This is a genomic window from Desmospora activa DSM 45169, assembly GCF_003046315.1.
Taxonomy (GTDB): Bacteria; Bacillota; Bacilli; order Thermoactinomycetales; family DSM-45169; genus Desmospora; species Desmospora activa.
Genome location: NZ_PZZP01000001.1, coordinates 2,646,410 through 2,672,369, shown reverse-complemented (window position 1 = coordinate 2,672,369; position 25,960 = coordinate 2,646,410). Strand labels below are relative to the sequence as shown.

Annotated in this window: 28 protein-coding genes; 18 read left to right on the top strand and 10 right to left on the bottom strand. The window is 48.7% G+C overall.

The features are described 5' to 3' along the window. Positions 1–129: 129 nt before the first annotated feature. The 6 genes from C8J48_RS12875 to C8J48_RS12850 form a co-directional block, all read right to left on the bottom strand. Positions 130–1,095 carry an LCP family protein gene (locus C8J48_RS12875; RefSeq protein WP_245891148.1) on the bottom strand — a complete coding sequence of 322 codons (966 nt, stop codon included), beginning with the start codon at positions 1,093–1,095 and terminating at the stop codon, positions 130–132. Positions 1,096–1,391: 296 nt separating this feature from the next. Then, positions 1,392–2,123, bottom strand: coding sequence for a DUF3153 domain-containing protein (locus C8J48_RS12870; RefSeq protein ID WP_107727437.1), 732 nt, complete (start codon positions 2,121–2,123; stop codon positions 1,392–1,394). A gap of 97 nt (positions 2,124–2,220) precedes the next feature. Next, positions 2,221–2,415, bottom strand: coding sequence for a hypothetical protein (locus C8J48_RS12865; protein ID WP_107727436.1), 195 nt, complete (start codon positions 2,413–2,415; stop codon positions 2,221–2,223). A gap of 214 nt (positions 2,416–2,629) precedes the next feature. Further along, entirely contained in the window at positions 2,630–4,297 is a 1,668-nt protein-coding gene (locus tag C8J48_RS12860) for an ABC1 kinase family protein (RefSeq protein ID WP_107727435.1), read from the bottom strand. Positions 4,298–4,316: 19 nt separating this feature from the next. Further along, positions 4,317–4,676, bottom strand: coding sequence for a phasin family protein (locus C8J48_RS12855; protein WP_107727434.1), 360 nt, complete (start codon positions 4,674–4,676; stop codon positions 4,317–4,319). Between the two features lie 172 nt (positions 4,677–4,848). Next, on the bottom strand, positions 4,849–5,817 hold the full coding sequence (locus C8J48_RS12850) for a LacI family DNA-binding transcriptional regulator (protein WP_245891147.1): 969 nt from the start codon (positions 5,815–5,817) through the stop codon (positions 4,849–4,851). Positions 5,818–6,090: 273 nt separating this feature from the next. On the opposite strand from C8J48_RS12850, the gene iolB reads away from it, so the two are divergent. From iolB to ytxJ, 16 genes are all read left to right on the top strand, one after another. Next, positions 6,091–6,894, top strand: a complete 804-nt coding sequence (gene iolB, locus C8J48_RS12845; RefSeq protein WP_245891146.1) for a 5-deoxy-glucuronate isomerase — start codon at positions 6,091–6,093, stop codon at positions 6,892–6,894. A gap of 243 nt (positions 6,895–7,137) precedes the next feature. Continuing rightward, positions 7,138–8,625: a tagaturonate reductase gene (locus C8J48_RS12840; RefSeq protein ID WP_107727431.1), complete on the top strand. Its 1,488-nt coding sequence runs from the start codon at positions 7,138–7,140 to the stop codon at positions 8,623–8,625. A gap of 105 nt (positions 8,626–8,730) precedes the next feature. Continuing rightward, positions 8,731–9,828: a glycoside hydrolase family 88/105 protein gene (locus tag C8J48_RS12835; protein ID WP_425430462.1), complete on the top strand. Its 1,098-nt coding sequence runs from the start codon at positions 8,731–8,733 to the stop codon at positions 9,826–9,828. Between the two features lie 95 nt (positions 9,829–9,923). Continuing rightward, the gene (gene kduI / locus C8J48_RS12830) at positions 9,924–10,754 is read left to right on the top strand and encodes a 5-dehydro-4-deoxy-D-glucuronate isomerase (protein ID WP_107727428.1); all 831 of its coding nucleotides are present in this window, start codon (positions 9,924–9,926) and stop codon (positions 10,752–10,754) included. Between the two features lie 213 nt (positions 10,755–10,967). Then, entirely contained in the window at positions 10,968–11,729 is a 762-nt protein-coding gene (gene kduD, locus C8J48_RS12825) for a 2-dehydro-3-deoxy-D-gluconate 5-dehydrogenase KduD (protein WP_107727426.1), read from the top strand. 420 nt (positions 11,730–12,149) lie between these two features. Beyond that, positions 12,150–13,112: a pectate lyase family protein gene (locus C8J48_RS12820; RefSeq protein WP_107727743.1), complete on the top strand. Its 963-nt coding sequence runs from the start codon at positions 12,150–12,152 to the stop codon at positions 13,110–13,112. 299 nt (positions 13,113–13,411) lie between these two features. Further along, positions 13,412–14,047, top strand: a complete 636-nt coding sequence (locus C8J48_RS12815) for a YesL family protein (protein WP_107727424.1) — start codon at positions 13,412–13,414, stop codon at positions 14,045–14,047. Positions 14,048–14,214: 167 nt separating this feature from the next. Then, positions 14,215–15,711: a UxaA family hydrolase gene (locus C8J48_RS12810; protein ID WP_107727422.1), complete on the top strand. Its 1,497-nt coding sequence runs from the start codon at positions 14,215–14,217 to the stop codon at positions 15,709–15,711. Between the two features lie 197 nt (positions 15,712–15,908). Beyond that, positions 15,909–16,592, top strand: coding sequence for a protein kinase family protein (locus C8J48_RS12805; protein WP_107727420.1), 684 nt, complete (start codon positions 15,909–15,911; stop codon positions 16,590–16,592). 185 nt (positions 16,593–16,777) lie between these two features. Then, a complete protein-coding gene (locus tag C8J48_RS12800) occupies positions 16,778–17,206 on the top strand; it encodes a CoA-binding protein (protein WP_107727418.1) in 429 nt (142 codons plus the stop codon). Between the two features lie 213 nt (positions 17,207–17,419). Continuing rightward, a complete protein-coding gene (locus C8J48_RS12795) occupies positions 17,420–19,183 on the top strand; it encodes a hypothetical protein (RefSeq protein WP_107727416.1) in 1,764 nt (587 codons plus the stop codon). A gap of 195 nt (positions 19,184–19,378) precedes the next feature. Continuing rightward, positions 19,379–20,071, top strand: a complete 693-nt coding sequence (locus tag C8J48_RS12790; protein ID WP_107727414.1) for a tetratricopeptide repeat protein — start codon at positions 19,379–19,381, stop codon at positions 20,069–20,071. Positions 20,072–20,396: 325 nt separating this feature from the next. Next, positions 20,397–20,786, top strand: a complete 390-nt coding sequence (locus tag C8J48_RS12785) for a DUF309 domain-containing protein (RefSeq protein WP_107727412.1) — start codon at positions 20,397–20,399, stop codon at positions 20,784–20,786. Positions 20,787–21,028: 242 nt separating this feature from the next. Then, positions 21,029–21,610, top strand: a complete 582-nt coding sequence (locus tag C8J48_RS12780) for a hypothetical protein (RefSeq protein WP_107727410.1) — start codon at positions 21,029–21,031, stop codon at positions 21,608–21,610. A gap of 41 nt (positions 21,611–21,651) precedes the next feature. Beyond that, a complete protein-coding gene (locus tag C8J48_RS12775; RefSeq protein WP_170105471.1) occupies positions 21,652–22,074 on the top strand; it encodes a Myb-like DNA-binding domain-containing protein in 423 nt (140 codons plus the stop codon). Between the two features lie 70 nt (positions 22,075–22,144). Then, entirely contained in the window at positions 22,145–22,495 is a 351-nt protein-coding gene (ytxJ, locus tag C8J48_RS12770; protein ID WP_107727406.1) for a bacillithiol system redox-active protein YtxJ, read from the top strand. Between the two features lie 441 nt (positions 22,496–22,936). Here the strand turns inward: ytxJ and C8J48_RS18950 are convergent, their stop codons facing one another. Both C8J48_RS18950 and C8J48_RS18795 read right to left on the bottom strand, forming a co-directional pair. Beyond that, positions 22,937–23,050 (bottom strand): sporulation protein YjcZ, encoded by a 114-nt coding sequence (locus C8J48_RS18950; protein ID WP_211316624.1) that lies wholly within the window; start codon positions 23,048–23,050, stop codon positions 22,937–22,939. Positions 23,051–23,146: 96 nt separating this feature from the next. Then, entirely contained in the window at positions 23,147–23,296 is a 150-nt protein-coding gene (locus C8J48_RS18795) for a hypothetical protein (protein ID WP_170105469.1), read from the bottom strand. A 186-nt stretch (positions 23,297–23,482) separates the two neighbouring features. Here C8J48_RS18795 and C8J48_RS12765 point away from each other — a divergent pair, with 186 nt between their 5' ends. Together C8J48_RS12765 and C8J48_RS12760 are read left to right on the top strand one after the other, a co-directional pair. After that, positions 23,483–23,773 carry a hypothetical protein gene (locus C8J48_RS12765; RefSeq protein WP_107727404.1) on the top strand — a complete coding sequence of 97 codons (291 nt, stop codon included), beginning with the start codon at positions 23,483–23,485 and terminating at the stop codon, positions 23,771–23,773. Between the two features lie 195 nt (positions 23,774–23,968). Beyond that, positions 23,969–24,250, top strand: a complete 282-nt coding sequence (locus C8J48_RS12760) for a hypothetical protein (protein ID WP_146160490.1) — start codon at positions 23,969–23,971, stop codon at positions 24,248–24,250. Positions 24,251–24,323: 73 nt separating this feature from the next. Here C8J48_RS12760 and C8J48_RS12755 read toward each other — a convergent pair whose 3' ends face one another. Further along, the gene (locus C8J48_RS12755) at positions 24,324–24,656 is read right to left on the bottom strand and encodes a hypothetical protein (RefSeq protein WP_107727400.1); all 333 of its coding nucleotides are present in this window, start codon (positions 24,654–24,656) and stop codon (positions 24,324–24,326) included. 169 nt (positions 24,657–24,825) lie between these two features. After that, positions 24,826–25,905, bottom strand: coding sequence for an isocitrate/isopropylmalate family dehydrogenase (locus tag C8J48_RS12750; protein WP_107727742.1), 1,080 nt, complete (start codon positions 25,903–25,905; stop codon positions 24,826–24,828). Positions 25,906–25,960: the final 55 nt, after the last annotated feature.

Here is a 25,960-nt window from a genome sequence, read left to right as displayed (position 1 = left end):
CCTGGTTTGTCCCGATCCGAATGATCTCATCTACAAGCATAACAAACCCACAGCCCCTTTCTCATCGGAAGGCGAAAAAGGGGCTGTGGGGTATTAGGTTGATCAATATCCGCTCGATGGTGACGTCTCCTATGGAGTGTTTGAGTCCGGTATGCCTGAACCGTCTGGCGATTGTTCGGGGTTGGTCGGTTCCGGTTGACCCTCGGTATTTTCCTCCGTCTCATCGGTAGGGGCCTGTTCCGGATCATACGGTTGACCGTCCAAAGTTTCCAAAGGTAATTCCAGATGTTTGCGCAAAAGATTGCTGACCCGCAACCGCTCTTCATCACTGATGTAATGATACCAAACGCCTTCAGGGTTGTTTTTGTCGTCATATCCTTCCATCTTGATCGATTCGGAGTCGTCTTTGGATTCACGGTATATTTTTTGCAAATCCATGATTTGATTCATCTTAAAATTGTGGGTAATATTGTTTCCCACTGATTGCATAATATCGTCTACTTTGGTGATGGATGTTATGCTGAGAGCCTGGTTCATCAGGCTTTGTAAGACTTCGCGTTGGCGGTCGTTGCGACCCGCATCCCCGCGGGGGTCCTGCTTTCGCATCCGGACATAGCCTAAAGCCTCTTCACCGTTTAAATGGGCAGGCCCTTCTTCATAGGTTTTATACTGATTAAAAAGACGTGTCGTAAAGGTGAAGGGGACATTTACTTCAATCCCGCCAAGTGCGTCCACCACTTCCATAAAACCGGTGAAATTAACTTTGACGTAGTAGTCGATGGGGATATTGAGTAGTTCCTCCACTGCGATCGCCGAGTTGGTTACCGCTCCTGCGTTTGCTTTTTGTCCATAAACCGGTGCGGCGTTGATCTTTGTCTTTACCCCGTTGGAGTTAGGGATCTCCGTATAGGTATCCCTGGGAATACTCAACATTTTCATGGAATGATCGTTTGGATTAAACGTAGCTACCATGATGACATCCGAGCGCCAAGGCTGATTGGACTCCACCTTGACGTCGGTACCCAAGATGAGGACGGAAAAGGGTTCGTCTGTATTTACTACTCCATCCCGTTTAGCCGACTTATCCCGTTTCATTTGATCGAAGGATTCACTTGCCGCGTCCCATATGAGATAGATAAAATAACCGGACACCAGCAGGCAGACGGACATGAACACGGCAAGAATGCGGAGCCACCATTTTTTCTTTTTTTTCTGTTTGACGCGTTCTACTCGAGATTGATCGATAAGTCATACCCCACTTCGGCATCCAGTTTCCAGATTTTGTTTTATCTCAAGCCCGTTGGTTATCCCGCTTTAGGACTTCCGGGGAAGATTTTTGTATCATCAACAGACTTGGTTTTATCCCAAAATGGTAGAGAGGGAGTAGCGGATCATGCCCTTCGTCGCCTCCGGCGTCTGATCCAACGTACCATTAACACAATTAGTAACAGACCGATCAGCAATCCGATCAGCAACACGATAAGAACCAAGGTGTAGGGGTTGGGAATATCCCAATTAACCTCTACCGTCTGCACTTCACCCGGTTTTAGATCCCATGCCAGCGTTTTGCCGTCATCCGATACCTCATTGGCATTGTGCTCGTCTGGCTCCAGCGGCAGGGTTAACCGCAGGGTTAGGTTCATCTCTTTGGCAAATGCTTGTTGCAGAGGATCGTCGCCTACCAATGTAGTTAAGTCGACCTCGCGTTGAAAGCGGATATGGGTTATAAACAGACCGGAGTCTACTTGCAACGGGCCGATATTTTCCTCTCCCAATATGGGAAAGGGAAGGGAGCTGGCGGTTTTCCCCTCTGGAGTCAGCTCCTCCAGTAGGTCTTCACCAGGGGGATCTTCAGCCACATTCTCCACAGAACGGCTTGCTACCCATCCGATTTGCTCTCCCTCTTCGATCGACTCCACCTCGTAGCCTTTCCGTTCAAGTGATTCCTTGTATGAGGTCAATTGCTCAGCTAGGAGAGGGTTACTCAAAACTTTTAATTGATAAGTGCCAGAACCATCCCAATTGATCGTCACATGCATGTCGGCATCTACACACCCGCTGAGCAACAGCAGGCACAAGACCAGCAACATCGGTTTCAACCAGCGGACAACTGTTGTGGGCATTGATTCCCTCCTGCGGATTTGGTGTATAAAACCAAATAGAAAAGGCCACCAAAGGCCGAAAGAGAACTGGCGCTATACGCTTATACGCACGATGTTATTATGCCATCTCTACGACAGTGAGGAGGGCGCGGACATGTTTGTCCACGGATGCGGGATCAACCTTGCCGTTTTCATCAAAACGGACATTTTCCAGTGCCTCGGAAAAGACAGAAGGCTTCTCAAACCGAACAATCCCCTCATTTACCAACTCTTTCAATTTTACAACTTGTTGCTGCAATTGTTTATCTGTCAATTCTTCCCCTCCTTCAAACGGCCATTTTTCCAAAAAAGTTTCGACAAATTTCGTCGCTATTAGCGTATCGCAAATTGAATACAATTGAAATAAAAAGATGGTCTGAATCGTGGTGTTTTTCCTTAAATTGATATCATTATTATATGTGGAACCCTATTTTTTTGAAAGGTAAATGATGGGGGTGAGTGTAATCACTTTCGATGAAAAAGGCAAGCTATAGTCGCCCTGAACGAAAAATGCTCCAGATCAACCAAAAGAGCATAAAGATCGCGATAATAAAACCGATTTCAATGGCGGGCACTTTCCATAGAATCGTCTGCTGCCGGGTTAGAGAGGAGCCGATGATCAAGCCGCACATGATAATGCTAAACGAGAGCAGCACAATGCTGTAGGAGAGGCGGTTTACAATCTGATCCAGCTTGCGCAGAAAAACGTTGAGACGGGGAACGCCTACGTCTACTTGAATCCGGCCTTTTTTCAGCATTTCCGCCAGATCGTGCAACTGGCGCGGCAGTTGCAACAGGGATTCTCCGTAGTCAAAAGCGTTTCTCCAGGTTTGTTCCGCCAGCCGCTTGGGATTGTAGCGTTCCCGTAAGAGCATCTCACCAAAAGGCTGTGTAACTTTGGTGATGTTGATGGATGGATCCAATTTTTTGACGATCCCTTCCAAGCTGATCATGGTTTTTCCCAGTAAGGTTAGGTCGGAAGGGATGCGGATACGATGGCGGAAAGCGACTTCAAACAGATCGTTGATCGCTTCACCCAGACGGACATCGGCGAGAGGAACGTCCACATATTTTTCCGCCAGTTCATCCACATCCAGCCATAGCTCTTCCCGATCGACATCGTCAGGAACGACTCCCATCTTTAAGATCGCTTTGACCACGCCGTCGGTACTGCGCTGCATCATGGCGATAACCAAAGAGCCAAAATGATGGCGCATCTGTGGGGAAAGGCGCCCCACCATACCAAAATCGATAAAGACGATTCGCTCGCCTGGAAGAGCGAATAAGTTGCCGGGGTGTGGATCGCCATGAAATAAACCGTCCACCAGTACTTGGCGGAAAAGGGCTTGTACCAGCCGCTCCGCCAACAAACTGCGATTGAGTCCGTTTCGGTCCAGTTCATCCAAGTGGCTCATTTTTATTCCGTCAACAAACTGGGTGGTTAAAATCCGCCTTGTGGTTAGCTCCCAATAGACGCGAGGCACTTGAATCGGGTCGGATTTGCTCAGTTGTTGACGTATTTTTTCCGAGTAGCGGGCTTCCTTGGTATAATCCATCTCCTGGCGGACCGTCCGTACCAACTCATCTACCACACTGCCGACTTGATATTGTTCAGCCCAATCGAGTCGATGTTCTGCCATCGTAGCCAGATCCCTCAAAATATGAAGATCCGTTTCCACGATCGATTCAATACCGGGCCGCTGAATCTTGACCGCAACGAACTCACCGTTATGTAAAACCGCCCGATGCACTTGACCGATCGAGGCGGCGGCAAGGGGTTTTTCGTCGATTTGGGCAAAATGGCGCCTCCAATCCCCCAATTCTTCTTTTAACACGGTTTGAATGGTGGCAAAGGGATGCGGCTTTACTTCGTCGTGTAGCTTTTCTAATTCCCGGATCACTGTTTCCGGCAACAGATCGGAACGGGTACTGGCTACTTGTCCCAGTTTGATAAAAGTAGGCCCCAGCTCTTCCAGGGCCTGGCGCACATGCCGACCGGTCGGTGCCGGAGGCGGGGTTTGATCCGTCTGTTCTCGGGGCAGGGAGAGTTTTTGAAAGAGGTTGAGGTCTTCCAATAAAAACCCAAAACCGTGGCGGGCGAGAGTGGAGACAATCTCGCGATAACGGCTGATGTTGCGAATCGTTTGACCGAACACGGTACCACTCCTTTACGGGTTAGACGTCAGGTTTGCCGTCTTCCCGATCCTTGCGTGCGGCTTGAATTTCATCGATTTGCTGGAGCGTGGCCAATTCGTTTTCTAGCATTTGAATGCGCCGCTCTAAGCGATGGATATCATCCTGGGTGGCGACATTCCAATCATGGAGCGTTTTTTGTACCTGTGTTTGAATGGTATCTTCCAGTGCCTGTTGTTCCTGTTCCCCGCGGGCAATTAGTTGATCCAGCAGTTCACGGGAAGCTTTGGGGGTCATTTCCCCTTTTTTCACCAGCTCCTGAACCGTTTTTTCAATCCGTTCTTTGCTGATGACAGCCAGCCCCAATCCAGCCGCCATCCCTTTTTTCATCCAATCTTTCATCGTGATCGCTCCTTTTTTCACGGGACTACGCATATGGCCTTTCGCCAAGGGTCAAGTGGTTTCCTTCTTCTTTTTCCCGTTGGTGCAGCAGGCTAATCAAACCGGTTCAGGCTGTCCCACTTAGCGGAAGCTGTACAGGGCGCAAACGTAAAACCCCTCCCCTCTATACAACTCAAGAGGGTGGAGGGGCACAGGAATTGCGAATAATTAGCTCCGAATCCAATAGAGGGGAATCGATCGTCTCCTCCCGGATCAGCTTGATTAGTGATTGTGTGATCTGCTCCGCAATTTTGTCGAGGGGAGTCCCCACCGTCGTCAACGGGATTTCCACATTTGTCGCTTGTGGGATATTGTCGTAACCGATAAGGGAAATGTCAGCTGGAATCTCCATCTTTGCCTCTTTGAGCGCCCGCAACACCCCGACGGTGATATCGTGACTTCCTCCGATTATGGCGGTTGGAGTTTGAGATTGAAGCAGTTGTTTGGCAGCACGGTACCCTTCCTGTGACCCCAGTCCAGCGGTGTCGATGGGGATTGCACAGGTGGGGGCCAATCCTGACGCTTTGCTGCCGCTCATAAATCCTTTTAATTTTTCTTGTTGGTTCCGATTTTGTTTGGAGAGGTCACCAATATAGGCAATATGGCGATGTCCCAACTGGTAGAGATATTCCACCGCTTTTTCAATCGCTTGCCGCCGGTTGACGTTAAAAGTGGAATAAGGGGACGGACCAGGCTCCCCATAATATAGGATGGGAATTTTTGATTCAATGACAGTAGAAGTTCCCTCTTCGTTAAATACGAGAATGGCGTCTACCAGATAACGGTTGAAAACCGTGATCGCCGTATCGACCGGATTGATGGAAAGGAGCATATGGTACTGGTGTTTTTCCAACTCGGCGTTAATCTTGGTGGCTAATGCGGATAAAGCGGCCCTTTCCACTGTGGGCCACACAACCCCGATGGCGTTACTTTTTTTTGATACCAAACTTTTGGCGGCGATATTGGGTTGATATCCCAATTGATTTGCAACGAGCAATATTTTTCGCTTGGTCTGTTCCTTGACGAGGGGACTATTTCGCAGTGCTTTAGAAACCGTGGAGTAGCTGACCCCGGCAACTTTGGCGATATCTTTGATTGTCACACCCACAGTCGCTCACAGAAATGCGAGCAGGAATCTCACTGCCTGCCGGCATGAAAAGATGCCCGCCTCCTGTTCCCTCCCTTCATTATGATTAGTAAATAACGTTGTTATTTAGTAATTAGCACGATAATGGCACTATGATTATAGCACACTCAAAATGGAGATGGAAAAATCCACATTTTCTCTGAAGAAAAGTCGATTGATCCCGAGCGAGATATACGCTATATTGGTTATTAACAACGTTGTTAAATCCTTTTGGAAAGGATGAGTCAGTTGGCAAAGCTGGTTAGAGCGGTAGAACAGCGCGGACATCAGGAAATTTTACTTAGGAAAGAGTCCGGCTTAGATTATTTGGAGCTGTCCAAATTGAAACTTTCACAAGGTGAGCGATATCAAGCGGAAACGGAGGGTTGGGAAGTCGTTTTGGTCATTCTATCAGGGGTAGCCTCTATATCTTCGGAAAATAATGAATGGTCGCATCTGGGTGGCAGAAAGGATGTATTTGACGGAAAGGCGACAGCTGTCTACATTCCGTGCCGTTCAACCTTTGCTGTTTACGCTGAGTCAGAGGTGGAGATTGCGATTTGCCGAGCAAAAGCGGACGAGAAGTTTCAACCGTTTGTAGTGAAGCCGGAGGAGGTCGTCGTTAACCGACGCGGTGAAAACAACTGGCACCGGGAAGTCCACGATATTATTGTGGCAAACGGTGAAAATCGCGTGCAACGGATTGTGATCGGGGAAACCTTCAATGAACCGGGACAATGGTCCAGCTTTCCCCCACATAAACACGACGGAGAACATGCGCCGGAGGAGCCGGATTTGGAAGAGATCTATCATTATCAGGTGCATCCGCAGCAGGGATTTGGTGTGCAAATGCATTATGTCAAGGATGACGGTATCGATGATGCTTATACCGTTCGGCATGGGGATAGCTTTGCGATTGATCACGGTTACCATCCGGTCGCCGCTGCCGGTGGATATCGCTTATATTATCTCTGGTTTTTGGCAGGAGGCTCCGGTCGCGATTTGCGCCCCTACGATGATCCCGATCATCGCTGGCTGATCAGGAAGGAATAAGGAGGCTGATCTGCTAGTGCCCCATCCAGTATCTTTGATTGGTATTTAGGGAGGGATGGATTTCCTTCTGTGCGACTCTGGCCACGCAAAGCGAGACCCGGAAGCGAAGCGACCAAGGCGAGACTTGTACTGGTGAGTGCATGGAGCGAAGGCGGGAATCCACTCCCGAGGGGACTAGTTGAAAGGAACGAGGGCCGTGTGGGCGGCCAAGACGCCCGTAAAGATGGAAGGAGGTTGACGGTGATGAAGCCACTAACTGAAGAGCGAGTACGCCAACACCGGGGGGAGTCACTGATTCGCCCTCCCGAACGGATTCTTCAATTTGGCGAAGGTAACTTTTTACGGGGATTTATCGATTGGATGATTTATCGTATGAATGGTGCGGGTCTGTTTCAGGGATCGGTGGTTGCGATCCAACCAACTCCCCATGGCAAAGTGGTTCCCAAGCTGAATGCACAGGATGGGTTATACACAGTCGTGCTGCGGGGCATCCAGGATGGGAAGCAGGTGGATGACGCCGAGATTGTTTCGGTGATCAAGCGGGGGATCAATCCATATGAAGATTGGGAAGCGGTTTTGCAAACGGCGGAGAACAGACAGATCCAATTTGTTTTTTCTAACACGACCGAGGCAGGCATTACTTATGCGGAAGAAGAATTTTCTCTTGAGCGGGCTCCGCTCTCCTTTCCTGGAAAATTAACCGTGTTGTTGTACCACCGTTATCGGAAGTTTCAAGGTGACCCGAGTGCCGGTTGGACGATTATGCCTTGTGAATTGGTGGACAACAACGGGCAAGTGTTAAAAGCGATCGTTCAGCGCAAAGCGGATGATTGGCAGTTGCCCCACGCTTTTCGTCAGTGGGTAGATAAGTATAATCGGTTTTGTGATACTTTGGTCGACCGGATTGTGACCGGTTATCCGGCGGCGGAAGCGGAAGCGTTTGCACAGCGATTGGGGTACGAGGATCGCTTGCTTACCGTGGGCGAACCATACCATCTCTTGTGTATCGATGCTGACGAAGAGACACAGGAAGCGCTCCCACTACATCGAGCAGGATTAAACGTCCATTGGGGAGATGTACATCAGCATCGAGAGCGAAAAGTACGTCTGCTCAACGGCGCTCACACTCTGTTGTTCTCCATCGGTCTCCTATGTGGAAAACGGACAGTGGGTGAGGTGATGCAGGACGCACGTCTGCGCCGGCTGGTCCATCATGCTTTGTTTCAAGAGATCATCCCCACTCTGGACGGGGATGCCCGCTCATTGGAGCTTTTTGCTAAATCGGTGTTAGAACGATTTGAAAACCCTTACAACCGGCATTTGTTGACGGATATCGCTTTAAACGCCGTCTCCAAATACCGGGCGCGGGTGCTGCCCACCGTGTTGGCACAGGTGAAAAAAGGGAATCTCCCCTCCATTGTTGTTTTCTCCTTAGCGACACTTCTGTTTTTTTATCGCCCTGCTTCCCGGGATACGATAGGAGGCGTACGGGATGAGCCTGGGATTGTCCGCTTCTTGGAGAAAGCATGGAACGATTGTGGAGAGGCGGAGGGATCGTTGCGAAAATTGGCACACCAAATTCTTGCCGATGAAGCATGTTGGGGTAGGGATCTTTCCCGTATCCCCGGGCTGGAGGAGCAGATTGCCCGCCATCTGGGGGATCTACTGGAAGTAGGTGTGGAAACGGCTGTTCAACGCCTGTTGCAGGAGGTGGGGGAACCCACGCTTTAAGATTCCACACTCCTTACGATGTGGGATGCATAAGTAGGGGCTTCCTCCGCCCATCCCTACTTTGGACAACAGACGGAAAACAGAGTGGTGGAAAGGATGGAAAAAATGCTGTTAAAAAAAGCTTCCCCGATGGTATGGGCTGAGACGGCATGTGATGCTATGATCGCAACCTATACGCCTGCACAGCTCCCACCCGCCAATCGCTGGCATTACCATCAGGGTGTGTTTTTGCATGGGATGAACCGGTTGTGGGAGAAGACAGCAAAGACCGAACATTGGGAGTACATGAAGGCGTATGTCGATCATCTGGTGGATGACCAAGGGAATCTGGTATGTGCCAAAGGAGAATTAGATTCGATTCAGGCGGGACTGCTGTTACTTCAGTTGTTTGAGGTGACGAAGGAGTCAAAATACCGATCAGCGGCGGAACGGTTGTATCACTTGTTTCCCACGTTTAACCGTACGCGTGAAGGCGGCTATTGGCATAAAGACAAGTATCCCTACCAAATGTGGCTAGATGGTTTATATATGGGGGGACTATTTTCGCTTCAATATGGCCGGATGGTAGGAAAACCGGAGATCTGGGAGGACGTGCTTCACCAGTTTCGTTTGATGACCAAATATACCAAGGATGAGAAGACAGGACTGTTATACCATGCATGGGATGAAAGTCGGCAGATGCCTTGGTCAGATCCGGAAACCGGACGCTCCCCTGAATTTTGGGGCAGGGCGATTGGATGGTATGGGATGGTTGTCGTTGACTTTCTCGCTGAGCTGCCGGATGACGCACCGGGTCGTCCCGAACTGCTTAAAGCGCTGACGGATCTGATACAGGGATTGATTCGTTTTCAAGATAAGGAATCTGGATTATGGTATCAAGTGGTAGACAAGGGAGATCACCCTGACAACTGGTTGGAGACTTCATGCAGTTCCCTTTTTGTCTACACCATTGCCAAAGCGATTACCCAAGGTTATATCGATGCCCGTTATCGATCGGTGGTAGAGAAAGGGTTTCAAGGGTTACTGCAACAAATAGATTCCCATGATACAGAAACATTTGTACTGCCCAACATCTGCATTGGAACAGGTGTAGGCGATTATAAACACTATGTCAACCGCTCTAAATGTGAAAATGATCTGCACGGTGTGGGGGCGTTTGTACTCGCTTGTGTCGAAGTGGAAGCATGCCTCCGTCATGCTTAGGCGCCAAATTGGGAGAATCATTGACTCCGTAATCCTTCCTCCTGACCAATCAATGGACAGGTATTAGCTACGATTAAGCGAAAGGGGATGAAATGATGGAAATTCGCCATGCAACCAATCCAGTTGAGGCAAAACAGTATACGACGGAGCGACTGCGTCAGGAATATTTGATTGAGGACCTATTTCAACCGGATCAAATCAAACTGGTTTACACACACCATGATCGCGTAATCGTGGGGGGAGCTGTTCCAGTAAAAGAAACACTGGCATTAGAAGTTCCCGCTGAATTGCGGACGGATTATTTTCTGGAGCGGCGCGAGGTGGGCTTTATCGCCATTGGCGGGCCGACAGTCATCACCATAGATGGAGAAGAGCATCTGTTGCAACACAAAGACGGGCTATATGTTGGCAAAGGCGCCCGCGAAGTGAGCCTTCGCAGTCAAGACCCGTCGCAACCGGCAAAGGTGTATTTTGTCTCCACTTTGGCACACCAATCATATCCAACCGCCAAAATCGCATTGGCAGAAGCCAATCCCGTTCATCTCGGTTCATTGGAATCATCTAACGAACGAACCATCTACCAATATATCCACGCTGACGGAGTGCAAAGTTGTCAGTTGATGATGGGGATGACTCTGCTAAAGCCCAACAACATTTGGAATACGATGCCTCCCCATCTACATGACCGCCGGATGGAGGTATATCTTTATTTTGATATGGATGAACAGGCACGCGTGTTCCATCTGATGGGAGAACCGCAGGAAACCCGTCACCTGGTAGTGAAAAACGAACAAGCGGTTATCTCACCGAGCTGGTCCATTCACAGCGGAGCGGGTACCAGCCCTTACACCTTTATCTGGGCGATGGGCGGGGAGAATTATACCTTTAAAGATATGGATGCCGTTGCGATGGAGGACCTAAAATAACCTCCACTTCATTCCGGAGCCTAGCAAAACACTCCAGCTTCTTTCGTGCTTGGAGGCTTAACCATTTCTCCTCCGCTATCCGAGAATAGAGGTATCAACAAATTTGACATCTGATCGTTTTGATAGTGGTAATCCCCTTCTCCTGGGAACCACATGCCTTGATTGTCTTGGGAGGAGTGAAGGTTATCAACGTGATAAAGGAGGAGTGCGTCTGTGGGAAGTGTCGACTGGTTTTCGCTAGAAGGGAAGACCGCGTTGGTGACTGGTGCGCGCACAGGGATCGGGCAAGCGATTGCGGTCGGGTTGGCACAAGCGGGGGCTGATCTGATTTTGCACGGCCATCGTGACAATATGCAAGAAACGGAAGAGCGGATTGCCGCCACCGGCCGTTCCTGCCGGACGATCCTGATCGATTTGTCCGATCCAGCAGGAGTGAAAGTCGCTTGTGAGAATCAACTTGCCGGTGCCGATATCGATATCCTGGTAAATAATGCCGGTATCATCCGCCGTTCTCCGGCGGCAAAGTTCCAGTACGAGGATTGGCAGGAAGTGATCGATACCAATCTAAATTCACTGTTCCTATTGACACAACTGCTGGCACAGCCGATGTTGCGCCGTGGTGCGGGCAAAATTATCAATATTGCCTCGCTGTTATCGTTTCAAGGAGGCATTACGGTTCCCTCCTATACAGCGAGCAAACATGCCGTGGCGGGGTTGACAAAGGCGCTGGCCAACGAATGGGCGCCGTTAGGGGTGCAAGTCAATGCCATTGCACCTGGATATATTGCTACCAATAACACGGAAGCCTTGCGGAAAAATGAAGAGCGAAACGAACAAATTCTGAGCCGGATTCCTGCCGGTAGATGGGGAAAGCCGGATGATTTGGTCGGTGCAGCCCTCTTTTTAGCTTCTGCTGCGTCCAATTATGTAAATGGTCATGTGTTAGTTGTAGACGGAGGATGGATGGGAAGATGATCTGGAATCGGTTTGTGAAGCTGGGAAGAGACGCGGAGACGGAAATCGGGACCAGCCCTTTATGATCATCAACCTGCGTGTGGATTACTCCACACGCTTTTTTTTGACCAAAAATAAAAAAATAGTTGAAAGCGTTTACATGATTAATTATAATATTGTCAAATAACAACGTTGTTATAATTGTATAAATGATTGAAAAGAATTCCCCTATCCCCCTTCATTCCGGTGGTAAATGACGGTCTATTACAGGAGCATAAGGGAATTCCGCTTGCTGACGGAGCTTAGTCATCGACCGATCGGATCAGTTTTGTGGTGCTGGATTGTTGCCCTGCGAGGAGGTGTCGGCTGTAAAAATAGGAGGGTGTGATCTTGGTTGCAAGCGATTGAATGGGGGAAATTTTTAAAAAAGGGGAGTATCAGATGAAAAAAGCATTTGTGTGGTATGTGGCAGTCAGTTTGGTACTAGTTGGGATTCCTTTTCTGCCTCTCTCGGCGGTAGAGGCTGATGTCGGCAAACAGGACGTGGAAATCGCTGCCACCCCAGTAGGATTTGCCTCCGTTAATGGGAGTACTACCGGCGGTGCAGGTGGCAGCACTGTGACTGTTTCCAATGCCACGGATTTAATCAACCAAATGCAGGCTACCGGTCCCCGCATTATCCAAGTGTCCGGTACAATCTCATTGCCTGCGGGCATGCATCGGGTAGCCTCCGACAAAACGATCATCGGATTGGGCTCCAATGCCCGCATCACCAACGGTGGTTTCAACCTCCGCAGTGTCAACAACATCATCATCCAAAACCTCACGTTCTCCGGCTCAAATGATGATGCCATCAATGTGGGTTACGGCAGCCATCACATCTGGATCGATCACAATACATTTAGTAACGCTTATGATGGTTTGGTCGATATCAATCGCCAGTCCAGTTATGTCACCGTTTCTTGGAACCGCTTTCAAAACCATGATAAAACCTCCCTGGTCGGCAACACCGATAATGCTCCCGAAGATAGAGGTCATCTAAAAGTTACTTATCACCACAACTGGTTTGAGGGAACCGGTTCTCGCCATCCACGGGTTCGATTTGGTGAGGTTCATGTGTTTAACAACTATTATGATGCGGTGAGAGGGTATGGAATTGCCTCCACGATGGAAGCGGATGTTGTGGTTGAATCCAACTATTTCCGCAATGTGAGCAATCCGACCCATGTAGGTTACGGTTCTTCCGGTCCGGGGGATCTAGTTGAGCGGAACAATGTTTATAGCAACTCCGGTACGCCGGAAACACGGGGTTCCGCTTTTAATCCACCCTACAGCTATTCCCCTGACAATGCCGCAAATGTTCCCGATCGGGTGCGAAATGGTGCCGGAGCGGGTAAATTGTGATCGGTTGAAGGAGTAGCCGTTCTCTCGATTTGCACCTTGCGATCAATCGTAAAATTAAAGGGCCATACCCCATGGTAGTTGGGGTGACGGCCCTTTTTTGTGGATCGTGATTCGATGTTTTGGTGATGGCTGCACTGTTTCTCAAACGCATGATAAAAACGATGGGATGAAAGAAGTGCTGTAATATAGTAAAATAGGATTGATAGCGCTTACTACAAACGGCGGAACGAAAGATGCGCCTTTTTTAACTACATGATCCAGATGACCAAAAGAGCGGTGGCTAAAAAGGAGTGGGTCAATTGGAGTACCGTGGACTGACAGGCGTGTTGTACCAATGGTGTGAATGGATCATGAGACTGGCTTATCTCCACATTTTATGGCTGCTTTTTACACTGTTGGGCGGCGTGATCCTCGGAGTGGCTCCCGCTACCGCAGGCATGTTTGCAGTTTTGCGCCAATGGTTTTTAGGGCGGGAGGATGTACCCGTCTTTCGCACCTATTGGCAATCGTACCGCCGCGAATTTTGGGGAGCCAATCTACTGGGGTGGTTGTTGTTTGTGGTTGCAGCCGTTCTGTTTGTCGATCTGTGGGTATTTCGTCTGGTTGACGGATGGGTGGGGCTTGCTTTAAGTCTGTTTTTCCTCAGCTTATTGTTTTTGCTTGCGATTACAGTCCTGTATGCTTTTCCGGCTTTTGTCCACTACCGCATGGGGATTCTGCAATATGTAAGGTGTGCGCTGGGTTTGGGCATGTCCCACTTACCGCTTACCTTGTTGATGTTTGTATCTATTTTTCTTATCGGCTGTCTGTATGTCTATCTGCCGGGTCTGATTCCCGCGTTTGGTTTTAGTTTGGTCGCTTTTGTCATTATGAAGTTGTCCATGATTGTTTTTTCCAAAGCAGAAGAACGATTTGCCGATCAAAGCACTTCTTAGTCATATAAGAAATCGATCCGTCATTTTCTCATGAGCAGAGTGAGACAGATCGACTTCAAAATGGAAGGGGTTTTTGAAAGACTCAAAAATCCCTCTCGCCTGCTTACATGGAAAGGGTTAGCGTTATTTTTTTACTTCATTTTAACAACGTTGTTAGGGGGATTGGCATGCGATCACAATGGTTAAAAGTGCATCCCGATGATACGGTGGTTGTAGCCTTACGCGATTATGCGGCGGGAGAGAGTGTACAGGTGGAGAAAGGAGAAGTGATACTGAAAGATAACGTTCCCTCGGGGCATAAGATTGCCATCAGGGAGGTGGCGGTTGGGGCCGACATCATCAAATACGGCTATCCCATCGGAAAAGCTTCCACCTTGATTCAAACTGGGGAATGGGTACACACGCACAATGTTCAAACCGGTTTGACCGGTGCATTGGAATATGAGTACCTTCCCACCAAAAGCGAAAAAGCGAAAGAAACCTCGTCTCTCCCCACATTCCAAGGATATATCCGCAAAAATGGAGAGGTAGGGGTGCGAAATGAAATCTGGATTATCAATACCGTCGGTTGTATCAATAAGACGGCTGAGATGATCGCTCGCTTAGGGAATGAGCGTTTTCAGCGGGAGGGGGTAGATGGCGTTTACCATTTTCCGCACCCCTTTGGCTGTTCTCAGTTGGGGGACGATCTGCACAATACGCAAAAAATCTTGGCGTCGTTGGTCCATCACCCTAATGCTGCTGGTGTGCTCGTACTGGGATTGGGATGTGAAAACAATTATCTGGCGTCATTTAAAGAGGCAATCGGCCCTTATGAGGAAGAGCGGGTGAAGTTTTTAGGTGTACAGGAAGCGGCGGATGAGATTGAAGAAGGATTGGCGTTGATTGAGGAACTGAGCGATTATGCGGCTTCCTTTTCCCGGCAACCGGTTCCGGTTTCCCGCTTACGAGTAGGGTTAAAATGTGGTGGTTCCGATGGATTTTCCGGCATTACCGCCAATCCGTTGGTGGGGGCTTTTTCCGACCGTCTAATCGCCCATGGAGGGACGACAGTGTTGACAGAGGTGCCGGAGATGTTTGGCGCGGAGACGATCTTGATGCAACGGGCGGAAAATGAGCATGTTTTTACGCAAATGGTGGGACTGATCAACGGGTTTAAAGATTACTTTATCAAACACGGACAACCGGTTTATGAAAATCCCTCCCCCGGCAATAAAGAAGGGGGGATCACCACATTGGAGGAAAAATCACTGGGCTGTGTGCAAAAAGGCGGCTTTGCCCCGGTGATGGATATCCTTCCCTACGGAGGGCGCGTGACCAAACCAGGGTTGAATATTGTTCAAGGCCCGGGAAATGATCTCGTTTCGGTGACGGCGTTATCCGCTGCTGGCGCGCACATCGTCCTGTTTACCACCGGCCGGGGAACCCCCTTTGGTGGGCCGGTTCCAACGGTAAAAATATCGACCAACAGTCAGCTCTATGAAAAAAAGAAAAATTGGATCGACTTTAACGCCGGAAGTTTGCTTGAGGGAAACGACATCGGTACATTGTCGTCCGACTTATTTCAATATCTGATTCAACTAGCTTCCGGTGAAAAAAATACTCAAAATGAACGATTCGGTTATAAAGAAATTGCGATTTTTAAAGATGGTGTTATTCTTTGAAAAGGAGATCGAAAGATCTCCTTTTTTGTTTTGCTGACACTGTTGTCATCATGGAAACGTTAATATGAAGGAGCGATTCCATTCCATATGGAATCAAATTTTTAGATAGGGGTTGGATGAGCGATTCAGGTTAAAATATCTGCTGAAGATCAAATATCATACATAATAGTACAGGATAGAAAGGGGGGAACGGCCTGATGTCGTGGAAAAAGGTAATTCCCTTGCTACAGCGCGTCAGTTTGGAACCGCGTCCTGACAATCAGTTGGTAAAGATCTTCCATATCCCGGCACCCTTGGAAATCGTGGGGGTGGGTACGGATGCGGTTGTCGTTTATCATCCGCAGGACCGGGATACGGTATTTAAAGTGTTTGCGCCGAATCGGGAACAAGTCTGGGCCAACGAGGTGGAAGTATACCATAAGTTGGGGAAATCACGATGGTTTCCGCTGTTAAAAGATGCATATCCCGGTTGTCTGGTGTTGAGCTACGAGCGGGGGAAGACACTTTATGACTGCTTGATTGAAGGGATTCCCATCCCGGAATCGGTGGTGGAGGAAGTGGAGGAAGCACGCCGATATGCACGGGACCGGGGGTTAAATCCACGGGATATCCATTTGAAAAATGTGTTGTTGCAAGATGGACACGCCAAGCTTCTCGATGTATCGGAATATCTAAAGTCGGGTGACGATGGTCGCTGGGATCATATGGTGCAGGCATATCGCCGCTTTTATCCTTTATTCCGGGGGAAACGGATTCCCGTCGCACTCTTAGAGGAGATTAAGCGGGCATATCGGGAATGGGATGGCCGTTCCCTTCCGTTGACCGATTGGGCACGTCGTTTTTTACCGGCTATATTTTCCGACGATCCTGAGTCCAACTAAACGGTTTTTTCACTGCCGCTGAGGTTCTGTTATAATGAAGGTGGTTGTTTCGTTTTTCGAAATAAAACGTAGCTTCAATAAAAGCAGGGAGTATTCAGGCGGCTCTGGTGTTAGGACGGGAGCCAATCATGCCACAGGCGTATGCACGTGCATTTTGATCTTGAGAGAGTGGAGGAGGGGCTGTTATGCATCAAAATCCGGGAGAAGACCAACTCAAAGCCATGCTGACGAAAGCGAAAACGATTGCGGTCGTCGGCTTATCCGATAAACCCCACCGTACCAGCCATATGATCGCCCAGGCCCTACAGAAGGCGGGATATCGCATTATCCCCGTCAATCCTGCCTTACAAGAACCGGTCTTGGGTGAGCAGCCGTACCGGTCCGTGACGGAGATTGAAGAAGCGATCGATATCGTCAATGTGTTCCGTCGTAGCGAACATTGTGTACCGATCGCCCGTGATGCAGTCGCGGCCGGTGCAAAGGCCATCTGGTTTCAACAAGGTGTGATCAATGAAGAAGCGGCGGTGCTTGCACAGGATGCAGGCCTAACGGTAGTGATGGATCGCTGCATAAAAGTGGACCACGCGATTTTATTGGGTCGCACATCAACTTAAAATCATCCGCACAAATCGTAACGATTCATTTTTGTTGGGATGATTATCCTTTTGCGAAACGCGATAAAAACGGTAATTTCGACATGAATCGGCTTTTTCTTAGTGAAGGAAAAGTCGATTTTTTATTTTTTTATGATAATCACTGCTTTTTGACACGAAAATTGGAGTTGTCTGCGAATAATATACAATAGGGAAAGAGAAGGGGGGCGTGAGATGGAACGAAAGAGCTGGGCCGTTCAAATCGGGGGAAACCATCATATTGTCGAACTAGAGAACGATTTTGGAGCGGGTTTAATCCGGATCGACGGAGACTTGGTTGAACGATGGAAGGGCAGAGAAGAACGGGATTGTCACCGCTTTTTTAATCTGAAAGAGCATTGTTGTGGACTACATATGCGATATGACCACCACCAGAGAGAATATGACTATGATCTGTCATTGGACGGATTTTCCGTCATAAGCGGAAAAGATGTACCCCCCTTCTCGTCTTCGCCCTCAAAAGGGATTACCAAGCGCTGGATTCTGCGTCTGAATGACGGGTTACACACCTTGCTCTATCAGCATGTTCCCTTTGAACGGCGAATGATTTATCTGGACGGACGACTGGTGGAAGAGAGCCGTTTTTATGCCGAGGAAGATAGTGATCATCTGTTGATTTTTAAAGGTCATCGGATCGGGATTCATCTTTCGCAGGTGGATCGATATTATTTTTGTTATGACTTATCGATTGATGGATTGTTGCATGAGGCGGGGAAACAGATTGAGCCTGTTCCTCCTAGTCCCTCCGAATACCGCAAAAAAATATGGTTTATCACCCTGGAAGGCATCACCCACACCATTATGTTGGAGCACCGGGGGATGAATCATGAAAAGAAGTTGGTGGTGGATGGTCAACTGCTCGTCCAAAGCGGATTTGCACCGGATCAAAAAGATAGCCAACACCCGTTTTTCTTGGGTAATCACCGTTGTGCCCTCAGTATCAGGCATCATGGCAAATGGATGTACCGCTATGATTTGATGGTAAACGGAATCTCGGTCGATACGGGTGAGACATTGGATTTTAAACCAGCCGTCAGCTCTTCCGGTGGCGGCAAACGTATTTGGCGCTTTCATCTACAGGGAAAGACCCATACGGTCTTGGTGGAGCATGGACCGACAAAAGCGAAAATTTGGGTGGATAAGGAGTTAGTAGGGGAAAAGAATTTCTGGAAAAAGTCCAAAGATAGCTATTTTGCATTTCAGACGGGGGAGCATTCCTGTGCTTTAATTGTGCGGCAATTAAACGGATTCGAATATATGTATCAATTGTTTGTCAATGGCTATTCGATTGATACCGGTGAACCACTGTATCCATACAAACTACAGGGGAAGGATGTTGTGTGGCTGTTACAGTTGGAGGGTGGTAGTTGTTCCATTCGCTTGGAGCATCAACGGCTATCTGGAAAACGCTTTCTGTTTCTAGACGATCGTCTCATGGATGAACAACGGTGGAAAGTTGGGGAAAAAGGAAGTATCCACGCCTTTCGCATCGGACGTCATTGGGCCGTGGTGGAAGTGCGAGAAGAGGAGAATCATTCCTTCAGTTATCACTTATACGTAAATGGACACCGGGTAGAACGGGAATCCCCGGTATGTATGCATCCGCTGGATGCCACGGATGAATTGGCTTTTCTAAAAGAGCTAAAGCAGCAAAAACATATCCAACCAGGTCGAATCCGTTGGAGGAATCGAGTGGTTGGAGCCGTTTCCACCTATGTGAGCGTATTGCTCTTTCTCTTGATTGTCCATTATTTGGTGGGAACACAATGGCTGGGATGGACGCAACCTCAACCCTTCAGCTGGTATCTTTTTCTTCCTACGGGCTTAATACCCTTGCGGCTCTGGGATGCCTATCATACCAATTCTTATATTCGCTGGGTTTTGCTCGGGGGCGGTGTCATGTTAGTTGGTATCAGCATTTATGAACTTTTTTTCTAAGAAAACAGAACGACCGCACTCGATCGATATTTTTTCCAGCAGTTAAACTCAGGCGGAAAAATTCCGCCTTTTTTGGCGTTCATTTGTCGAAAAAACGTGACAAAAATTGTCGAATGCGATAAAATCGAATCGTTGTTATGAACGGAGAGGTGAGGGACCGGAATCCTTAGCAATCAGGGAGAAGGGGGAATCGAAATGGCTGGTTTGGGTACGGCGACGAAGGTGGAACCCTTCCGACCCAAAAAGGGGGATCACCGGCAAACCGAAGGAGACCCCAGCGTGACCCGCTATTATGAGCTGGCGCGTTTGAAATACGAGAAGAAAAAGTTTCCGGAGGCACTGGGCGCCATTGAGAAATTGTTGGGCCAAGATCCTTTTCACGCAGGAGGATTATTGCTTCACGCTCTGATTTTGGAAGCAGCGGGGCGCGTGGATGAATCCCGGTCCAGGTTTGAGCATGTATTGGCCAACCATCCAACTCTCAGCCAAGCGTATCGGGAATTTGGACGGTATCTTCTGTGGCGAGAACAGGCGTTGCAGTCGGCAGAGTCCCATCTGTTGCGAGGATTGACTATAAACCCGCAAGATTCTTTCGCCCACGCGTTACTGGCGAATGTTTATGTCCGTACAAACCGAAAACAACAAGCGGTCTTACATTTGGAGATCGCTTCGCGTCAACCTGTGGATGATATTCGTTATATTGAAACCTGCGCCGATGTACTGGGGCGATTGGGAGAGGGAAGCGAAGAGGTTCGTTATCTGCTGCACACGATTCTATCTAATTCTAGAAATCGCGTTTTGAAAAATCGGGTGCGAAAAGCATTACGTTCCCAGGAGAAATCCAAAGGAGACACCTTAAAACGAGTTTTTCAGCGCGTATGGTCGTGAAGCGATAATCTAAATCAATTGTAAAAAAAATAACGAGCATATATCGACAAATTTCGAACATTGTGGTAAGATGAAGCTGTAAGCGAGGTTGACCTCCTTGCTTAGGCTTGGCGAAGCCATCGTGGAGAGTTACGCTCAAAACGAGAAGCACCCGTACAACGGGAGCACGTCACGCTACCACGCTTCTTAACTCCTTAATCTTGACCCTCTTTCATGTGGCCAGGTTTTTGCCTGGTCTTTTTTTATTTACTTACCCTGTTGTCGAAAAGGGTAAACCGAGATGATATAAACTTAAAAAAGTCGACAGTGAAAAGGAGCGAGCAGTTTGAGCCGGGAACAAGCGTACCATCCCCTATACATTCAGTTCTTTCACCATTACCATCAACAGGAGTACTGGGAAGCGCATGAGGTGTTGGAAGAATTGTGGCAAACGGAGCGGGATAATGATTTTTATCATGGCCTGATCCAGATTGCGGCCATTATGCACCAGTTGAAGAGAGGTAAGGTGAGAGGAGCACGCAAATTGGCTTCATCGGCGCATCGTTATCTCAGTCCGTATGGATCAGACCAGGATGGAGTCGACGTCGCGGATATCCTTTTATGGCTGTCCACCTGTTTACGTATGTTGCCGGAAGAAATCGGACAAATGGAGCCAGAGCAGGTGGAAGCAATCGGATTGGGAGTATGCCCGCTCCCGTACTTGCATCAGGTATGAGCCGGATGGGTGAAGGTACCCTCCGGCTCTTTTTAATATAAGCTTGTAAATGACTTTTCAGAAATTGCCGTTCTAAGCATCCCCACAAAGGAGATACCGAACGACGCTCGCTATCATCCCCATAGCTGAAGCTAAGGGTTTTCCCGCTCGCAAAGATATAAAAAAGATACTCGTAAACGATAGCAATTGCTGGGCGGCTGACATATATTATAACGACGAAGCGAAGAAAGGGGAGCGGATCCATGAAAGGTCGTTCCTGGAGTGCGGAAGAAGATCGTATCCTGACGGAAGAAGTGTTGGCATCGGTTCGCCAGGGACAGAGTCAGTTGGAAACCTTTGAGCGGGTAGGAAGGCGGATTGGACGGACAGCGGGTGCCTGTGGCTTTCGTTGGAATGCGGTGCTTCGCAAGCGAGAGATGCGCGCTTTTCAAAAGGCAAAGCACGAACGGGTAACGAAACAGTTGCAACGGAATCGCTCCTCCGGCGATTCTTTAAAAGGCGTTATTCGTTCATTGCGACAAATGGATCAAGCCTACCGGGAGGACCAGCAGAAGTTGGATCAAATGGAACGTCTACGGCGAGAGCGTGAGCGTAAGCTGAGGGATTTAAAGGAGAAGCATAATCTTTTAAAGGATGAGTGGGAATCTTTTCGCAACTTTCAGGATGAAATCAAGGATCGGTATGCCAGTTTGGTAAAATTGTTGGAGCAGGCACGGGACAAACAACGAGAAATGGAAAAAGAAGAAGAAGAGGAGCGAGAAGAGGCGGTTTCCTCAGTTGGTAAAGGGGCTGACGTGGATACGAACCGGCAGGCCGAATCATAAGCTGGAGGGACAGGAAGCGTTGACGAAATGAGGTGCCTGGTTTGTCCCGTTCTTGGACCCCTGAAGAAGATCGGAACTTGCTCCATTGGGTGGCACAGTGTAAAAAAACAGGGATGTCACGTACTCAAACCTTTGATATCATCGGTGAACGCTTGGAAAGAAGCAGCAACGCTTGCTATCTTCGATGGAAAAGTTTAATCAATCGCAAGGGAATAGAGCCAGGAACCGCCATCGATAAGCTATCTGAATGGAGCCATGAATATCAGAAGTTGAAGGAACGTCTCAACCAATTGGAACAGCAGGTCGGTTCCAACGACGAGAAAATGGAGCAGTGGATTCGTGAGAGCCGAAAACTGCGGGAAGAGATGCGCTTTTTTGAAACCTTGTTGTTGGAAGAGTATCAGCTGCTGCTTAACCTGTTGAACAAGAACAATCGATCGGCACGACTTCACCAAGCCGATTAATAGGGGCGAATGCGCCCTTTTTTCATGATACAATGGAGACGGATTTCTGTAGTTGAGGAGTGGAGAATATATGTCCAAATGGATCGAGATTACAACGACGGAAGAATGGTCGCGTTGGCGTAGTGATCCCAACAAACGGCCGGCGTTGATTATGAAACACAGTACACAATGTTCCGTCAGCGCCGATGCTTATCGGGAGTTTGAGACGTTTTTGGCTGAGAGCGCACCGACGGATGTGGATTATTTGTTTGTAAAGGTGATTGAATCACGAGCTGTATCCAATCAGATTGCGGCAGATTTGGATGTCAAGCATCAATCCCCTCAGGCTATTCTCGTTCGCAACGGTTTGCCACTGTGGGACCAATCGCATTGGCATATTACACAACAATCACTAAAAGAAGCGGTGGATCAGCATTTATGATCCAACAAACCCCCATGTGGGAAAACATGGGGGTTTGTTATAAAAAGTTCCCGATTAACTGGGATAAAATGAGAAGAGCCCCCCTGAGGGGAGGGCAATCACGGGGTCATGAAGCACCACTTCGCCGGTATTATCAGTAGCAGATCAGAGCGAAGATGGTAGCAATGACCAGCAGGAAGATCAACAAACGCCGCAGACCGAAGCCATAACCAAAACCGTAACCGTAGCCCATGATTCTCCCTCCTTCCCAGCGGTACAAGGATGCCCCGGATTAGGGGGCCCTGTTTTTAGTAACACACCAGAGCGAAGATGGTGGCGATGACCAGCAGGAAGATCAATAAACGACGCAAGCCAAAGCCATAACCGAAACCATAACCGTAGCCGGACATGGTTTTCCCCCCTTTCCACGCCCGGTTGGGGGACCGGGCCTGCTTTGTTCGTTCAATACCAGATGCCGAGAACGGCGAAGATGGTAGCGATGATAAGCAGGAAGATCAATAAGCGACGCAGGCCGAAACCATAGCCATAACCATAGCCGTAGCCGTAGCCGGACATGTGGTCGCCCCCCTTCCCAACGTGATGGTACAAATTATGCATAGGGCAAATGAAGTGTACAGGCGAATATCACGAGCCTGTAAATTGGATGTTCGTCTAGTAGAACTCCTCATCTAAAACACCTGCGTACCAAAAAATCGTCGGGATAATCAGCAGAAAAAGAAGCAAGCGTCGCATTTCCTCCTGAAACGCCGCCTCCTCTGGGGGGAGGGAAACCGGTGCCGAAGCTTTTCGGTAACGGTACAAGATTTTTTCCCCCTTCCTTTTGTAAAAGACGAGTATCCTCTGCTTTAGCATATTCATTCCCATCGGGAAAGCGCGGGGAAAATGCTTGTCACTGAAGCCTATTTTGTCCGACCGAAGGCAAGTGCCCGTGCTCTTGCAAACAGTTGGACATATGGTGAAGGGAAAGAGCGCAGGGGAGGGAGAATCATGGCGGGTGAAGGTCCTTCGGTAAAGCAGTTGACTGAGATGATCAATAGCATGATGGGCCAACGGGTGCTGACGGAGCAACAGTTGAATCAAATTTTGGCCGGAGCGAAACGGGCGAATGAACGCGGAGGTATGGGTGCCGTTCTCGATTATCTGATGAAAGTGACACAAGCGGATGTAGAAAAAGGTGAGTTGCAGGATTTTGCCCAGGATATTAAACGCAACCCCCAGCTCGGGATGGATTTTCTACAAGGAAAACGGAGAATTCCCCGTGGACGGAGGAAAAAATAGACGGGACGGTATTCGTCCCGTTTTATTTTTGGCCGAAATCTTGGGGAAAGGTTTATCGATTTAAAAAAAGCCCTTTCACTCTTCTTTTCATTTCGTTTAAAATAAAAGTGTTATCCAGATATTCATTTTGGTTTATTTTTACAAAAACAACAGAGAAGCGTGGTAGACACTCAGCCAGGAAAGGACCGGTCGTTGATGGATCTGCAAAAGAAAAAGATGATGGCGATTATACTACGCATGGTTAAAGAAGTCTACCAAAAGACAACACAGTTGGAGTCTGTATTACAATCAGGAAGCGTTCAGCTGTTAAGTCGTTCCTATGATCCGCTCAACGAGATGTTAGAAGCGCTCGAATATCCGCCTGAGCAGATGGCGACGGTATACGAGCTGTTGCAAGTCTACCTGGAAGACCAAATGACACTGGATGAAGTGATTATTGGTATTGAAAACGGATGGAAGCAGGCGAATGCGGGTTAAAGAGAAGTTACATAAGCAAAGGCCCGGTATAAAAAAGAACGACCGCCCTGGTGAAATGTCAGGGCGGTTGCCGTTATGAGCGTAAACGGGTCAAAGGAAAGGAGCGGTGTGGAGAGGGGGGACTCCATGTTGAACATCCATGGTCTAAATAATCTTTCATGATCCTTTTCGCTTTTTTGATGGCCCATGTTTTTCGGAATTCGCTTTCAAAAAAGGTCCACCCGCGCACGGAACGTCCGTCCACATCCCATGTTGTTTCCAGATAGATTTCCCAGTGGTGATAGGATTGTCCCAGGATTTTTGCCCGCAGTATCGGTTTTGAATCTTTGATGCAATGCAAGTAGATGATGTGACCGTAATAACCCCGAAATTCCATCTCCATCCAATGAGAATTGTTCCCGCGCACATGACATCCTCCTTTTTTTCTCTATTCCCGGTGAAGAGGGGGAGAATAACGTATTTTTGAGAAAGAATCCATTTTTTGTTGTAAATCTTCCTTCGGGCAAACGGGTGAGTCATTTGCGCAGGAAAAATTGCAAAATAAACCCCCGCAGTTTGTCGGCGGGGGAGAGGAGTTACATCTGTAGGCTGTTCCATACCTCCAACTTGGTTTGAACCTTGGCGATTACCTCATCAGTAAATTCAGAGGTAGTGGCGTTTCCGCCCAAGTCGGATGTGCGAACCCCTTCACGTACCGTCTCAATCGTCGCTTCGTAGATCGCACGAGACGCTGCTGACGCTTGCGGTTCATGAAAGTGAGTTAACAGGGAAGCAGTAGCCAAAATCATGGCCATCGGGTTGGCGACATTCTTTTTATACAGGGAAGGCGCCGTGCCGTGAGGGGCTTCCGCCATTACGACTTGCGGATTAAAATCTTCGTCAAAGCTCATCAGGATGGACTCCGAACCGGCGATGGAGCCAAACAGTTGCAACACCATGTCGCTGAGGCAATCACCGTCGCGGTTGAGGGCCGGGATTACCAGCGGATCGCCAGGGCTGTTCAACAACAGTGCATAGGTGGCATCGATCAATTGGGGGTCGTAGGCAACCTCCGGGTACCGTTTGCTGGCTTCATCCATCTCTTCCTTCAACATGCCTTCATAAACGGGACTGACCGTATATTTGGGACCGCCGAATACTTTTGATTTGGTACGTTTGGCATGGCGAAAGGCATATTCAGCGACGGCACGACATGTTTTGCGATCGACCGTTTCCGTACGGTAGGCGACCTCATCCACCCCTTCGCCTTCGCGCCATTCTTTGGCACCATAAGCATCACCTACGGCCATGCGGATGACGGAGATTGGAGAGAAGGTCCCGGCTACAGGCACCACACCAGGGATGCGGCGTCCGGTTCGAATGATCACTTTCCCGTCGATCTCCTTGCGCAAAATAGCGTTAGGGCTGCCCACGTCCCCTTTTTCTTCTGGGGTGATGGTGGCCGCTTTTAATCCGTAACCGGCTTCTTTCATGGCCCGTGCCGCTTCATAAACGATTTCGTTTTGGGTGGCACGACGGTTTTCCAAACTAAGATCATAGTGTTCTAAATCGATTTCCATCCCGATCACATCGGGAGCGATAACACGCAGAGCTTCTTCCAACAGTTCTTGGCCGGTTTGGTCTCCGTCCAGAACGACGATGCTTTTCTTCTCCACCAAGATGATCACCTCGTCTTTATATCCTTCCCCATTATACCTATAGGAGGGTCTT